Source organism: Ramlibacter sp., from assembly GCA_019635435.1.
In the GTDB taxonomy this organism is placed as follows: Bacteria; Pseudomonadota; Gammaproteobacteria; order Burkholderiales; family Burkholderiaceae_C; genus JAHBZM01.
Genome location: JAHBZM010000001.1, coordinates 1,956,502 through 1,969,780, shown reverse-complemented (window position 1 = coordinate 1,969,780; position 13,279 = coordinate 1,956,502). Strand labels below are relative to the sequence as shown.

Sequence of the window (13,279 nt, the reverse complement as noted above, 5' to 3'; positions counted from 1 at the left end):
ATTCCCCTCCAAGGGATTGAAGGGGAACCCGACATGAATGCCGTGACATCACGCGCCCTCGCGCTGTGCCTGACGCTGAGCGTGCTGCCTGCCCATGCGCTTTACCGCTGCGGCAATGTGTTCCAGGATCGTCCCTGCGACGCCAGCGGCGCAGTGCGCGCTGCCCCGGCCACCGCGCCCAGCGCCCCCGCGCCCGCGGCCACCAAAAGGCCGCTCTCGGCCTTCACCGCCGTGTGCGCCCGCATCGGCCTGGATGCCCAGCGTTTTGTCTGGAAGCGCGAAGGTGGCGCCACGCTCGATCAGCAAATGGCCGACCTGCCCAACACCCACAACCGCAACGAGCTGGCCAGGACCCTCGAGTGGGTCTACCAGCACCGGGGCAGCGCGCCCGAAACCCGGGCCGCGATCGAGGCGGATTGCCTGGTCGAAAAGCAGAAAGCCGCTGACGCGGCCGCCACGCTCAAGAACCTGCAGGAGGCTGCCGCCCCGGCGCCCGCCGCGCCCGTGCCCCCCACGGGCACCGCGCCCGGCGCAACCGCGGTGCGGCCTCCGGCGGTGGTTGACGGCAAGGCGCGCTGCGCCGACCTGAAACGCGAGCGCGATGCCCTGCTCGAGCGGGGTCGGGCCGGCGGCAGCGCCGCCACCATGGACAGCCTGAATGACCAGAAGCGCCGCGTCGATGCGGCCATGGGCGAGGCACGCTGCTGAGCGCCGCCGGGCCGCCCCAAGTCGCGAAGGCCCCCTCGGGGGCAGCGACCCACGCGCGGCGGGGGAGCGTGGGAGCTCTAGCTAGCGGCCCGCCAGCGCCCAGTCGATGTGCTCGGCCAGCAAGGCGCTGGCTTCGCGCCGCCGCGCTGCGAGCGCGCCCGCCATCGCCCCCGGTTCCGACTGCGCACTGCGAAGCGCGTTGCCCATGGCGACCGCGATGTTGCGCAGCCAGCGTTCATGGCCAATGCGCCGGATCGGGCTGCCCTCGGTGTGCCGCAGGAAGTCCTGCTCGCTCCAGTTGAACAGTGTCACCAGCTGCTGGCCGCTCAGCCCGGCGCGCTCATCAAAATCCGGCAGGGCATTGCGCTGCGCATACTTGTTCCACGGGCAGGCCAGCTGGCAGTCGTCGCAGCCGTAGATGCGGTTGCCCATGAGGGGCCGCAGTTCCAGGGGGATCGGCCCGGCGTGCTCGATGGTGAGGTACGAAATGCAGCGGCGCGCGTCCAGCTGGTGTGGCGCCACGATGGCGCGGGTCGGGCACACGTCGATACAGGCGCTGCAACTGCCGCAATGGCCCGTCACCGGTTCACTCACCGGCAGCGCCAGGTCCACGTAGATCTCGCCCAGGAAAAACATCGAGCCCGCCTCGCGGCTGAGCACCAGCGTGTGCTTGCCGCGCCAGCCCTGGCCGCTGCGCGCGGCCAGTTCGGCCTCGAGCACCGGCGCCGAGTCGGTGAACACGCGGTGTCCAAACGGCCCCAGCTCCTGCGCCATGCGCGACTGCAGCTTCTGCAGCCGCGCGCGCAGCACCTTGTGGTAGTCCCGGCCCCGCGCGTAGACCGAGACGATGCCCTCGCCCGGTCGCTTCAGGCGGTCGAACTCCACGGCCTGCCAGTCCGCGGGCGTTGCGGCCGGCAGGTAGTCCATGCGTGCGGTGATCACGCTCACCGTGCCCGGCACCAGTTCGGCGGGCCGCGCGCGCTTGAGGCCATGGGCCGCCATGTAGGCCATGTCGCCATGGAAACCACGCGCCAGCCAGGCGCTCAATCCGGCCTCGGCTTCCGCCAGATTCACACCGGACACGCCAATTTGGGAAAATCCCAGCTCACGGGCCCACACCCGGATGCTTTCCACCAAACGAGGACCGTCGATCTGACTGCTGCTGAACGTCACCCACCGATTGTAGAAACCACCTCGCTGCGCTGGCAGTGCGAGGACGACACCCGCGCTTTCGCGCAGCGCCTGGCCGCCGCGCCCGCGCTGCGCAACGCCTTCATCGAGCTGCATGGGGACCTCGGTGCGGGCAAGACCACGCTGGTGCGCCACCTGCTGCAGGCGCTTGGCGTGCAGGGCCGCATCAAGAGCCCGACCTACGCCGTGGTGGAGCCGCACGAGGCGCCCGCGGTCGCGCCGGGCCGCGAGCCGCTGGCCATCTGGCATTTCGACTTTTACCGCTTTGGCGACCCGCGCGAATGGGAAGACGCGGGCTTTCGGGACCTGTTCGCCAGCCCCGGCCTCAAGCTGGCCGAGTGGCCCGACAAGGCCGCCGCCGTTTTGCCGCAGGCCGACCTGAGCCTGCACATTGACGCCCTGGCCGACGAAACGCGCACGGTCACGCTGGACGCGCACACGGCCACGGGGCGCGCCCTGCTGGAGGCCATCGCATGACGCGCCAGCTCGACCGCCGCCACCTGCTGCAGGCCGGCACGCTGGTCCTGCTGCTGGGCCGCCAGCAGATCGCGCGCGGCGCCACCATTCTGGCCGTGCGCATCTGGCCGGCCCCGGACTATTCACGCGTCACCATCGAATCCGATGGCCTGCTCAGCACCAAGCAGCTGTTTGTCGCCAGCCCGCCCCGGCTGGCGGTGGACATCGAGGGCATCGACCTGAACCCCGCGCTGCGCGAGCTCGTGGCCAAGGTCAAGGCCGACGACCCCTACATCACCGGCATCCGCGCCGGCCAGAACGCCCCCAACGTGGTGCGGCTGGTGCTGGACCTCAAACAGCCCGTGCTGCCCCAGGTGTTCAACCTGCCGCCCATTGCCGCCTACCAGCACCGGCTGGTGTTTGACCTGTACCCGACCCAGCCCGTGGACCCGCTGGAAGCCCTGATCGCCGAGCGCCTGCGCGACACACGAACGGCCGCGGCGCCATCGGCCCCTTCGCCCTCGCCCGCGCCGGCCGCGGACCCGCTGGGCGAACTGATGGCCCGGCAGGCCCAGCGGCCAACCACGATCACGCCCTCGGCACCACCCCCATCCGCTCCTGTTTTGATAGCACCCAGTGGCCGCGGGCCGGGGACTACAGCCTCAAATGACCCACAAGCCGCGCCCGCCGCGCGCACCGACCGCCTGATCATCGTGGCGCTGGACCCGGGCCATGGCGGCGAAGACCCGGGCGCCATTGGCCCCGGCGGCACGCGCGAGAAGGACGTGGTGCTGCAGATCGCCCACCGCATCCGCGAGCGCATCAACGCCACCACGATCAACGGCAACCCGATGCGGGCTTTCCTCACGCGCGACGCCGACTTCTTCGTGCCCCTGCACGTGCGGGTGCAGAAGGCGCGGCGCGTGCAGGCCGACCTGTTCGTCAGCATCCACGCCGACGCCTTCCTCACGCCCAGTGCCCGTGGCGCCAGCGTGTTTGCGCTCAGCCAGAACGGCGCCTCCAGCGCGGCGGCGCGCTGGATGGCCAACAAGGAGAACCAGGCCGACCTGATCGGTGGCGTGAACGTGAAGACGCAGGACCTGCACCTCAAGCGGGCCTTGCTCGACATGAGCACCACCGCCCAGATCAACGACAGCCTGCGCCTGGGCAGCGCCATGATCGGCGAGATCGGCCATGTCGGGCGCCTGCACAAGCGCCATGTGGAGCAGGCGGGCTTTGCGGTGCTCAAGGCCCCCGACATCCCGAGCGTGCTGGTCGAGACCGCCTTCATCAGCAACCCCGAGGAAGAAGCCAAGCTGCGCAGCGAGGAGTACCAGGACCAGCTGGCCGACGCGCTGCTGCGCGGCATCCAGCGCTACTTCGCGGCCAACCCGCCGCTGGCGCGCAACCGGCCGATGTAGGCCTGATGGCGGGGCTTGTCGGGGCCTCTCAGGGTTTTCACAGGTGAAATGTGCGGCGAACTGTCGCACCCTTGGCAGACCCGCCCGGCCCTGGCGCCGACACCGGGCCTTTGCCCTGCACACCTGGAGCCCCCCCATGAAACACCTCAGCGGCCTGGACGCCATGTTCCTGCACATCGAGTCTCCCGAGATGCCCATGCACATCGGCTCGCTCAATGTGCTGGACCTGCCCGAGGGCCACGCGGGCGACTTCTTCGAAGACGCCAAACAGGGCATTGCCGCGCGCCTGCATCTGGCGCCGGTGTTCACGCGCAAGCTCGCGCTGATGCCGTTCGACCTGTCCGACCCGGTCTGGGTCGAGGACGAGGACATCGACATCGACTACCACGTGCGCCACATCTCGCTGCCCAAGCCCGGCTCCAACCGGCAACTGCAGCAGTACGTGGCGCGGCTGCACTCCACGCTGCTGGACCGCAGCCGCCCGCTGTGGGAGATCTTCATCATCGACGGCCTCAAGAGCGGCCAGGTGGCGCTGTACGCCAAGGTGCATCACGCAGGCATTGACGGCCAGGGCGGTGTGGCCGTGGCCAAGGCCCTGTTCGACCTGGAACCGGCGGGCCGCGTCATCAAGCCGCCACGCCCGCGCCCCCGCCGCAACGAATACCAGCTGGGCATGGCCGAGCTGGCCGGCGCTGCGGTGCGCAACGCCGTGCAGCAATACGCCAAGCTGTTCCGCATGGCGCCGTCCATGCTGCGCGCGGTGCGCGACGTGGTGGTCCCTGAAAAAGGCCCCGACGGCAAGCGCGCCTGGGGCCTGCCCAAGAACTTCAAGCTGTTCGGCCCGCGCACCCTGCTCAATGTGGCCATCACCAACCAGCGCACCTTTGCCGGGCGGACCATCCCGCTGGCCGAGACCAAGGGCATTGCCAAGGCGTTTGGCGTCTCGCTCAACGATGTGGTCATGGCCACCACCGCGGGCGCGCTGCGCCGCTACCTGCAGGAATACGACAACCTGCCCGCCAAGCCCCTGATCGCGGCGGTGCCGGTGAGCCTGCGCGCCGCGGGTGATGAATCGGCCAACAACCAGGTCAGCATGCTGGCCATGACCCTGGCCACCGATGTGGCCGACCCCGTGGACCGGCTCAAGGCCATTCACACCGCGTCGCATGCCAACAAGCAGATGATGGGCCGCGTCAAGGCCGCGATTCCCAATGACTTCCCGATGCTGGGCGCGCCCTGGCTGGTGTCGGGCCTGGCCTCGCTGTGGGGCCGCTCGCGCGTGATGAATGTGATCCCGCCGGTTGCCAACCTGGTGATCTCCAACGTGGCGGGCATACCGGTGCCCCTGTACTTCGCCGGCGCGCGCATGGTCTGCTACTACCCGGTGTCGATCCCGGCCCATGGCATGGCGCTGAATGTCACGGTGCAAAGCTACAACGGCCGCATGGACTACGGGCTCATTGCCTGCCGCCGCGTGGTGCCCGACATCAACGACCTGGGTGACTACCTGCTGGCCGAGCACCAGGAGCTGCTCGCGCGTGCCCAGGCCCATGCTGCTGAACCGGCCGCTCAACCATCCGCCGCACCAGCCCCGGCCCCCAGGGCCGCAGCGGCCGCCAAACCGGCACGCGCCGCCCCGCGCAAACGCGCAGCGGCGCGCAGCAAGCTTGCGCTGGTGGCGCCCACGCACGCGCCGCGCAAGCGCCGCACGGCCTGAACACCTGCCCACCGCCGACAATGCGCGGCGGCCGCCTCCTACAGGCCGCAAGCGGCCCGCAACCTACAGTTCCCTCACAGGCTGAGCAAAGCGCATCGCGCCCCGCCAGGGCCTGCAACTTTGACGAGGTGAACACAATGAAGAACCGACTGATGATCGCGGCCGTTGCCGCTTCGCTGATGGCCCTCACGGGCTGTGCGTCCAACCCCAGCAGTGCCCAGATCGGCACGGGCGTGGGTGCCGTGGCCGGCGGTGTGCTGGGCAGCGCCGTGGGCGGCACCGCAGCCACCGTGGGTGGGGCCGCCGCCGGCGCCCTGATCGGCAACGAACTGGGCAAGCGCCAGGACCGCAAGTAAGGCGGCGCAGGCAGGCCGCGCTAGACCGGGTAGATCAGCGAGTTGAGGATCATCTCGCTGTCATACACGCAGCGCCGGCTTGCCAGGCGCAGGCCCTCTGGCGTGCGCACCAGGGCGTCGATGTAGCGACCCACGTTGTAGACCTCGCTCACGCTGCCCGGCTTGGTCCTGAACACCGCATAGTTGGCCTGCGCGCGGATCTCGCCGCCCTCCCCGGCTACCACCTGGGCCGCCCCCACCACGTGGCGCATGTAGTAGGGCCCGTGGTAGATGGTCTGGGTGATGCCATAGACCCGGTCTTTCATCATGCCCCGGCTTTCCAGAGCCATCAGCGCCAGCGGCAGGCCCCGGTCAAAATTCTCACGGGCCTGCACGGTGTAGTGCGCGTCTTCGGTGAAGAACGCCGGCCAGTCCTCAAAACGCTTTTCGTCCAGCGCCGCCGCATAGGCCGCATTGAGCTGGTCAACCTGGTGCTGCAGCAGCAAGGTGTCGAGGTCCATCACACCGCCATCACTTTCTTCCAGTAGGCATACATCGACCGGATGAGTGTCTCGGTCACCATGTGCTCGGTCATCTCGGTGCCCGTGCCGCCCAGTTCACACAGGGTGCTGCCGGTCTCGTTGCCATCACTGCCCCACTGGCGGAAACCATCCTGGCTGAACTCGATCACCTCGCCGTCGTCGGCACTCACAAAGCCTGCCGGGCCGAACAGGTTGGCCTGCCGCAGCCTGCGCTGCGTCATCTCGGGCGTGTCGTCGGCAAAGCCGAAGTGGGTCCAGACAAAGTCGAACTCGCCTTCGCCGCGCGGCACGATATGGCGGGTGCTCAGCGAATTGACCTGCTGCTGGATGATCAGGCTGGGGAACAGCGTGATCATGGTCACCGTGGGCGTGATCTGCAGGCCCGGGCGTGACGGGTCGGCAATCGTCCACCAGGGCTCGGGCACCACGTCGAGCAGGCGGTCGTCATGGAGGGCCATGTTGGCCTTGAAACTGGTCACGCCCTCGGTCACGGCCGCGTTCTGGCCGCCTTCGTTGCGGCGCGAGATCATGACCGCGTGCCGGCCGTGGGCGTCCATCACCATGCGGCTTTTCTGGTCGGCGCGCCACAGGCCAAAGGTCACGAACCAGGTGTGCAGCAGGCCCGGGTGGTACGGGTCCTTGATGTTTTCCATCATCAGCTTCCAGTTCCCCGGAATGCGCTGGCGGTTGTAGCCCAGCAGCGTGAGCTGGCGCCCCTTGAAAATGCGGTCCAGCCAGGGCATGACGTTGGGGCCCAGGTAGTCCTCCAGCGGCTCGGTCTCATGGCTGAAGGTCGCGAACACCAGGCCATGCAGCACCGCCACGCGCAACTGGACCAGGCCGTTGGCCTTGAGGTCAAAGCCTTCGGGCATGCCGCCATTCACGCAGTCGCCGTCCTTCACGCCGTCCTTGAACGGCAGGCCGGCCAGCTCGCCATTGAGCTTGTAGGTCCACTGGTGGTAGGGGCAGACAAAGCTGCGGGCATTGCCATGGGGCTGCTGGCAAAAGCGCACGCCGCGGTGGGCACAGCGGTTTTCCACCACGCGGATGCCGTGGTCGGTGGCGCGGTCCCGGGGCGCCACCCGGTCGCGCACCAGGATCACCTGGCGCCCGCCCACATGGCTGAGCCGGTAGTCGCCCACGTTGGGAATCTCCACCTCCAGGCCCACGTAGCACCAGTGCGGCCCATAAAAGATCCGCTCCAGTTCGCGCTGGTGCAGCTGGGCGTCGGTGTAGGCCCAGAAGGGCACGCGGCTGGAGCCGGGCGGGGTCCAGCGCGACAGGGGTTCAGGTGCATTCATGGCAGTGTCTCCTGCCCCATATGATACGCATACTTATTAATTTCCCCAAACAGCCAGCTCGGCTATTCCACAGGAATGTGCGCGGCTTTCAGCGTCCGGTTGCTGGCCCGCTCGTCGGCAATGCGGCGAGCAAACGCCGCGCGGCTGCCCGTGGCCGGCAAGTTGTCGGCGGCCAGCAGGCGCTCACGCAGCACGCCCGATTCCAGTGCCGCGTTCACGGCCCCATTGAGCGCATCGGCCACAGCGGGCGGCGTCCCGCCGGGCGCAAACACGCCGAAGAGCGAGCTGATGTTGGCCCGCGGCAGGCCCAGCTCGGTGAACGTGGGCACCTGGGGCAGAACCTCGAGCCGGCGCGGCGCGCCCACCGCCAGCGGCTGCAGCCGGCCGGCGGCAATCAGTTCCAGCTGCATTGCCGCGACGTTGGTCGACAGCAGTTCAAACTGTCCCCCCAAGGCATCCGTGAGCTGGCGCCCTCCCCCCTTGTAAGGGACATGCGTGACATGGATGCCCGCCCCCAGCTGCACCTGCTCGAGCACCAGATGCCCGGCCGTCGCCTGGCCGGAGGTGGCCCAGCGCAATTGCTCGGGCCGCGCCCGCGCCTGGGCCAGCAGGTCGGCAAAGCCGTGCCCCTGGAACGCCGGGGTGCCCACCAGCAGCACAGGTGTGTACATGACCCCCGCCACCGGCAGGATGCCGGCCAGCGGGTCATCCCCGCCGGGCGCGGGTTGCGGCCGCAGGGTGAGCGGACTCACGGCCGAAAACGCGAGCGTGTGCCCGTCGGCCGGCGCGCGCGCCAGGGCCTGCAGGCCCACGCTGCCGCCGCCGCCCGCGCGGTTTTCGACACGCACGGGCCATCCCAAACGTGTGGCGAGCGCGTCGGCCAGGGTCCGCGCGATGCCATCGCTCAATCCGCCCGGTGGGTACACCACGATGATGCGTAGCGGTCTTGACGGCCAGCCCCGCACGTCTTCGCCGGCTCGGGCACAGAGAGTCAGGGCGCCAGCCGCCAGCGCAGCCGCGCGACGCAGGAAGCCGCGCCGCTTCATGCCCCGCCCTGACGGGCCAGCCGCGTCGCCGTTTTGCGGGCGATGACCAGAAAGCCCGCCACCGCGCCGGCGCAGTCGGCCTCACGGTATACCAGCGTCAAGGGCGCATCCAGCCGCGCGCTCTCCAGCAAAGGCAGGTAGACCACGGCATGCGGGTGCTGCCCCTGCATGGAGGCCGGCACCACCGCGACACCGGCTCCGGCGGCCACCAGGTTCAGGCTCGTGCCCATGCGCCCCACCTCGCCCAGCACCTGCGCCTGAAAGCCCTGCTCCTCGCACAACGCCAGCAGGTTGGCATACAGGCCGGGCGCGCCGGGCCGGCGCACCAGGATGAAAGGGTCCTGCCGCAACTCGGACAGTGCCACCGGCTTGCGCGCGCCAGGCCGCCGGGCCAGCGCGTGGTCACGCGGCACGGCCACCACCACCGGCTCGCGCAGCAGCGTTTCGAACACCAATCCCGCCGGGCGGGACACGGGGACGCGAATCAATCCGCAATGCAGGCGCGCCGACGCCACGGCCTCGGTGATGTCGGCCGCGTTGTCCTCGCTCAGGCTCAGCACCACGCCGGGATGGCTGCGGCGGCAGGCCCGCAGGGCCTCGGGCGTGAAACGGTGCGCGGCCGCCGAACTCGTGAAGCCCACGCTCAGCTGGCCCACCTCGCCACGCGCCACGCGGGCCATGCGCCGCGTCATGGCGGCCACGTCGTCAATGAGCCGCTGGGCTTCGGTGCGAAACAGCCGGCCCGCTTCGGTCAATGCCACGCCCTTGGGGTGCCGCTGGAACAACGTCACCCCGAGTTCCTTTTCCAGCGCCTTGATCTGAAGGCTCAACGGCGGTTGCTGGATGCCCAGGGTTTCGGCCGCGCGCGTCATGTGCCCCGTCTCGGCCACCGCCAGGAAATAACGCAGGTGCCGTAATTCCATATTTTTAAAATATCAAGATAACCATTTCAGTATATTTGACGCCAAGCAGTGGCGCAACTATCGTCACGCCATCCCCTCAAAACAACGGAGACAACGTGAACAAGATACGCCTTTGGGCCCTCGGGCCTGTCCTGGCCTGCGCAGCCCTTTTGCCCGCCAGCGCCTCGGCCCAGCCTGCCGCGCCCCAGAGCCACGCCTGCCCCAAGGAGGTCCCGTCCACGGCGCGCTGCTTCACCGGGGCCATGGGGGACGGCAGCTACTACTGGATCGCCTTGCCCGCCAACTGGAACAAGGACACGGGGGTGCTCGTGATGCATGCCCACGGCGGCCCTGCCGACACTGGTGCGTCCAAGCCGGAGCGCTCTGAAGCCGATCTCAAGCGCTGGGCCGTCACCGTCAAGGCCGGCTACGCGTGGGCAGGCGCCACCTACCGGCGCGGCGGCTACGGCGTGACCATGGCCGCTGAGGACACCGAGCAGCTGCGCCGCTTCTTCGTGCAGCAGTTCGGCCAGCCGCGGCGCACCCTGCTGCACGGCCAGAGCTACGGCGGCGCCGTGGCGTCCAAAGCGGCCGAAATCTATGCCATGGTCGATGGCCCCGGCGGCAAGGTCCGCGGCCCCTACGACGGCGTCCTGCTGACCAGCGGCGTGCTCGGCGGCGGGACCCGTGCCTACGACTTCCGGCTCGATCTGCGCGCGGTCTATCAGTACGTGTGCAAGAACCACCCTCGCGCCGACGAGCCGCAGTACCCCCTGTGGCAGGGCCTGCCGATGGACAGCAAGCTCACCCGGCCCGAACTTGCGGCCCGCGTGGATGAATGCACCGGGGTGCGCAAGCCCGCAGCGCAGCGCAGCGCCCAGCAACAGGCCAATCTCGACACCCTGACCCGGGTGATCCACATCCCCGAGCGTTCGCTCATCGGCCACCTGAACTGGGCCACCTGGCTGTTCCGCGACCTGACGCAGCTGCGCCTTGGCAACCGCAACCCGTTCAGCAATGCCGGCGTGACCTACCGCGGCTCGGCGGACGACGCCGCGCTCAACGCGGGCGTTCTGCGCTACCAGGCGGACCCGCAGGCCGTGACCCAGCTGGCTGCGGACAGCGAGCCCCAGGGCCGCATCAACATGCCGGTGCTGACCCTGCATGCCATCGACGACCCCACGGCTTTCGTGGAACTGGAATCGGCCTACCGCACCATCATCGACCAGGCGGGCACCAGCGCCAACCTCGTGCAGACCTTCAGCGACGAGCACGAGCACAGCTTCCTCAGCGACCCGCAATACCCGGCCCTTTTCACTGCCCTGCTGGACTGGATAGACAACGGCAACAAGCCGACGCCGCAAAAGGTACTGGAGCTGTGCAAGGGCTATGAAGCTGCCTACGGCGACACCTGCAAGCTGCAGCCTTCGTACCAGCCGCCGCCGCTGGCCACGCGCGTGCCCGCGCGCTGATCCCCCGCCGGCCCGTCACGGGGCCGGCATTTCCCGACCGAGCTTGCGCGGCAGGGCGAACGCCCCGCCTGGGAAGGCGCTCGCGTCCGCGTTTCGCCCCAAGACCATCCAAGGAGACCCATGAAACCCCATCCCCGTACCCTCGCCCTCGCCGCGCTGTGCGCCACCGCGGGAGGCGCCAGCGCCCAGTCCAGCGTCACGGTGTTCGGCGTGATTGACAGCGCCTGGTCACACCTGACCTCCGGCGATGTCCGCCGCACCCAGCTCGCTCCCGACGCCAACACCTCCAACCGGCTGGGCTTTCGCGGCACCGAAGACCTGGGCAGCGGCCTGCGCGCAGGCTTCTGGCTGGAGGCCGGCTTCGCGCCTGACGATGGCACCGGCGGCGGCACCAACACCAACAACCAGACCTCCGGCGCCGCAGCGACCGTCTCCGGCTCGCAGGGCCTGACCTTCGGACGCAAATCGGTGGCCAGCCTGGGCGGCCCCTGGGGCGAATTGCGCCTGGGCCGTGACTACGTTCCAAGCTTCCTCAACCTCACCACGGCCATGCATCCTTTCGGCACCAACGGCGTGGGGAGTGCGGGCGCGCTCTACTACCCCAAAGCCTCAGGAGGCACCACCGCAAGGACGCAGGTGCGCGCCTCCAACTCGGTGGGCTACATCCTGCCCGCCGGCCTGGGCGGCTTCTACGGCCAGGCGATGATTGCGCTCGGCGAGAACGCCAGCACGGCCGGCGCCACGCGCCGCGACGGCCACTACCAGGGCGCGCGCCTGGGCTACAAGGCCGGCCCCGTCAACATTGCCGTCGCCAGCGGCAAAACCGCCTACGCCACCGGCGACTACCGCCAGACCAATGCCGGCATCAACTACCAGGCCGGCCCGGTGCTGCTGATGTATCTGTGGGGCAGCAACAAGGTCGGCGCCAGCCGCACCGCGGCCCAGATGGTGGGCACGCGCTGGCGCGCGGGTCCGGGCGAATGGCGATTCGCCTACACGCGACTGAAGGCGACCGGCGTGGCCAACGACGCCACGCATGTCGCGCTAGGCTATGTGCATGCGCTGTCCAGGCGCACGGCGCTGTATGCCAACTATGCGCAGATCCACAACAAGGGCGCGGGCACCGCGTTCAATGTGGGCCTGGGCGTGACCACTCCGGGCGGAACCAGCAAGGGCTACCAGGTCGGCGTGCGACACACCTTCTGAAGCCGCGCCGCCTCAGGGCCAGACCAGCGCAGCGGCCTGGCCCGAGCGGATGACCCGCAGGACGCGGTTGCGCGTGTTCGATATGGCTTCCACGCGGGTCGCCGGCAGGCCCTCCTGCCAGTGGTCGAACAGGCCCTGGCCGCAGCGGGCCTGCCAGGTGCAGCGGCGCAGCGACTCGAAGGCCCCGGCCGAGCAGTCGCGGCCCAGTTCGCAGGATGCCAGCAGCATGGCAGTTTCAAGGTCCTCCCATGCCGGCGACTCCTGCGCCACCCCCGCCTGCCGCGCGAGCGCGGCCACCAGCGCGGGCCGCGCCTGCTCAAAGGCGGTCGCGGTTCCCGCCCCCAAAAGGCGTGCCACCTCGGCGGGCTCCTGAAGCGACGAGGCCTGCCGGGGACCGTCGGCCAGACGCGAGCCGAGGGCGTGCAGGCGTGCCTGCAGATCGGCCTGCATGGCCGCCAGCACGGCAGGCGCCATCTGTCCAAAACCCCGGCAGCGTCTGTCCAGCTCGGCGCTGGCGAGCTGGCGGCCCGGGGTCAGAGGCCCCAGCAGCGGTCCGGGGTCACCGCCCGCAAAGGCCATCTTCAGCGCATCTGCCTGGCGCGCATGGTCGGTGCAATTGGCCAGCGCCAGGCGGGCCTCCTCCAGTGCCCGCGGGTCGGCACTGCGCGAATGGCGCATGAACAGCGCATGGAGATCGTGGGCCGATTCGGAATGGCTCTCAGGCCCGGCAGGCTCCACAGGCCCCACGGGCCCATCAGGCCGCATCGCCCCGGGCACCCGGGCCACGCCGGCCAAGTCCGGCGCTGGGGATGCCACAGGCCGGGCGTGCGCCGCCTGCACCCCGGGCGCCAGGCGGACCTGCCCGCGCACCGCCTCGGACGGCAAGCCTGCACGCCAGCCCAGCACGAGCGCGCCGGCCACCGACAGCGGCGCCGCAATCTGGGCCAGGCGTCGCCGGGTCATCACCATGGCGGAGCGTCCC

Annotated in this window: 13 protein-coding genes; 7 read left to right on the top strand and 6 right to left on the bottom strand. The window is 69.5% G+C overall.

What is annotated here, in order from left to right:
* Positions 1-33: 33 nt before the first annotated feature.
* Entirely contained in the window at positions 34-708 is a 675-nt protein-coding gene (locus tag KF796_09465; protein ID MBX3586864.1) for a hypothetical protein, read from the top strand.
* Positions 709-789: 81 nt separating this feature from the next.
* Here the strand turns inward: KF796_09465 and queG are convergent, their stop codons facing one another.
* Positions 790-1,833 (bottom strand): tRNA epoxyqueuosine(34) reductase QueG, encoded by a 1,044-nt coding sequence (gene queG, locus KF796_09460; protein ID MBX3586863.1) that lies wholly within the window; start codon positions 1,831-1,833, stop codon positions 790-792.
* On the opposite strand from queG, the gene tsaE reads away from it, so the two are divergent.
* The 4 genes from tsaE (at position 1,726) to KF796_09440 (ending at position 5,849) form a co-directional block, all read left to right on the top strand.
* Positions 1,726-2,376, top strand: a complete 651-nt coding sequence (gene tsaE, locus KF796_09455; GenBank protein MBX3586862.1) for a tRNA (adenosine(37)-N6)-threonylcarbamoyltransferase complex ATPase subunit type 1 TsaE — start codon at positions 1,726-1,728, stop codon at positions 2,374-2,376. The two genes, queG and tsaE, sit on opposite strands and share 108 nt — an antisense overlap.
* Complete coding sequence (locus tag KF796_09450) at positions 2,373-3,776, top strand: N-acetylmuramoyl-L-alanine amidase (protein MBX3586861.1); 1,404 nt, start codon at positions 2,373-2,375, stop codon at positions 3,774-3,776. Before tsaE ends, KF796_09450 begins: the two co-directional genes overlap by 4 nt.
* Positions 3,777-3,912: 136 nt before the next feature.
* Entirely contained in the window at positions 3,913-5,493 is a 1,581-nt protein-coding gene (locus tag KF796_09445; protein MBX3586860.1) for a wax ester/triacylglycerol synthase family O-acyltransferase, read from the top strand.
* 137 nt (positions 5,494-5,630) lie between these two features.
* Complete coding sequence (locus tag KF796_09440) at positions 5,631-5,849, top strand: glycine zipper 2TM domain-containing protein (GenBank protein ID MBX3586859.1); 219 nt, start codon at positions 5,631-5,633, stop codon at positions 5,847-5,849.
* Positions 5,850-5,869: 20 nt separating this feature from the next.
* On the opposite strand, the gene KF796_09435 is transcribed toward KF796_09440, so the two are convergent.
* The 4 genes from KF796_09435 to KF796_09420 form a co-directional block, all read right to left on the bottom strand.
* Positions 5,870-6,349 carry an aromatic-ring-hydroxylating dioxygenase subunit beta gene (locus KF796_09435; GenBank protein ID MBX3586858.1) on the bottom strand — a complete coding sequence of 160 codons (480 nt, stop codon included), beginning with the start codon at positions 6,347-6,349 and terminating at the stop codon, positions 5,870-5,872.
* Complete coding sequence (locus KF796_09430; protein MBX3586857.1) at positions 6,349-7,671, bottom strand: aromatic ring-hydroxylating dioxygenase subunit alpha; 1,323 nt, start codon at positions 7,669-7,671, stop codon at positions 6,349-6,351. The genes KF796_09435 and KF796_09430 overlap by 1 nt, the downstream gene beginning before the upstream one ends.
* Positions 7,672-7,733: 62 nt before the next feature.
* The gene (locus tag KF796_09425) at positions 7,734-8,717 is read right to left on the bottom strand and encodes a tripartite tricarboxylate transporter substrate binding protein (protein ID MBX3586856.1); all 984 of its coding nucleotides are present in this window, start codon (positions 8,715-8,717) and stop codon (positions 7,734-7,736) included.
* Positions 8,714-9,640 carry a LysR family transcriptional regulator gene (locus KF796_09420; GenBank protein ID MBX3586855.1) on the bottom strand — a complete coding sequence of 309 codons (927 nt, stop codon included), beginning with the start codon at positions 9,638-9,640 and terminating at the stop codon, positions 8,714-8,716. Before KF796_09420 ends, KF796_09425 begins: the two co-directional genes overlap by 4 nt.
* 95 nt (positions 9,641-9,735) lie before the next feature.
* Between KF796_09420 and KF796_09415 the strand changes: the two genes are divergently transcribed.
* A complete protein-coding gene (locus tag KF796_09415; GenBank protein MBX3586854.1) occupies positions 9,736-11,091 on the top strand; it encodes a hypothetical protein in 1,356 nt (451 codons plus the stop codon).
* 120 nt (positions 11,092-11,211) lie between these two features.
* Positions 11,212-12,297: a porin gene (locus KF796_09410; protein MBX3586853.1), complete on the top strand. Its 1,086-nt coding sequence runs from the start codon at positions 11,212-11,214 to the stop codon at positions 12,295-12,297.
* A 12-nt stretch (positions 12,298-12,309) separates the two neighbouring features.
* Here the strand turns inward: KF796_09410 and KF796_09405 are convergent, their stop codons facing one another.
* Entirely contained in the window at positions 12,310-13,260 is a 951-nt protein-coding gene (locus tag KF796_09405; GenBank protein ID MBX3586852.1) for a hypothetical protein, read from the bottom strand.
* Between the last annotated feature and the right edge of the window lie 19 nt (positions 13,261-13,279).

Excerpts from the sequence above, each read along its gene's own strand:
- KF796_09465 (MBX3586864.1), top strand. The coding sequence starts at position 34 with ATGAATGCCGTGACATCACGCGCCCTCGCGCTGTGCCTGACGCTGAGC.
- tsaE (MBX3586862.1), top strand. The coding sequence starts at position 1,726 with ATGGAAACCACGCGCCAGCCAGGCGCTCAATCCGGCCTCGGCTTCCGC.
- KF796_09450 (MBX3586861.1), top strand. The coding sequence starts at position 2,373 with ATGACGCGCCAGCTCGACCGCCGCCACCTGCTGCAGGCCGGCACGCTG.
- KF796_09445 (MBX3586860.1), top strand. The coding sequence starts at position 3,913 with ATGAAACACCTCAGCGGCCTGGACGCCATGTTCCTGCACATCGAGTCT.
- KF796_09440 (MBX3586859.1), top strand. The coding sequence starts at position 5,631 with ATGAAGAACCGACTGATGATCGCGGCCGTTGCCGCTTCGCTGATGGCC.
- KF796_09435 (MBX3586858.1), bottom strand. The coding sequence starts at position 6,349 with ATGGACCTCGACACCTTGCTGCTGCAGCACCAGGTTGACCAGCTCAAT.
- KF796_09430 (MBX3586857.1), bottom strand. The coding sequence starts at position 7,671 with ATGAATGCACCTGAACCCCTGTCGCGCTGGACCCCGCCCGGCTCCAGC.
- KF796_09425 (MBX3586856.1), bottom strand. The coding sequence starts at position 8,717 with ATGAAGCGGCGCGGCTTCCTGCGTCGCGCGGCTGCGCTGGCGGCTGGC.
- KF796_09420 (MBX3586855.1), bottom strand. The coding sequence starts at position 9,640 with ATGGAATTACGGCACCTGCGTTATTTCCTGGCGGTGGCCGAGACGGGG.
- KF796_09410 (MBX3586853.1), top strand. The coding sequence starts at position 11,212 with ATGAAACCCCATCCCCGTACCCTCGCCCTCGCCGCGCTGTGCGCCACC.
- KF796_09405 (MBX3586852.1), bottom strand. The coding sequence starts at position 13,260 with ATGACCCGGCGACGCCTGGCCCAGATTGCGGCGCCGCTGTCGGTGGCC.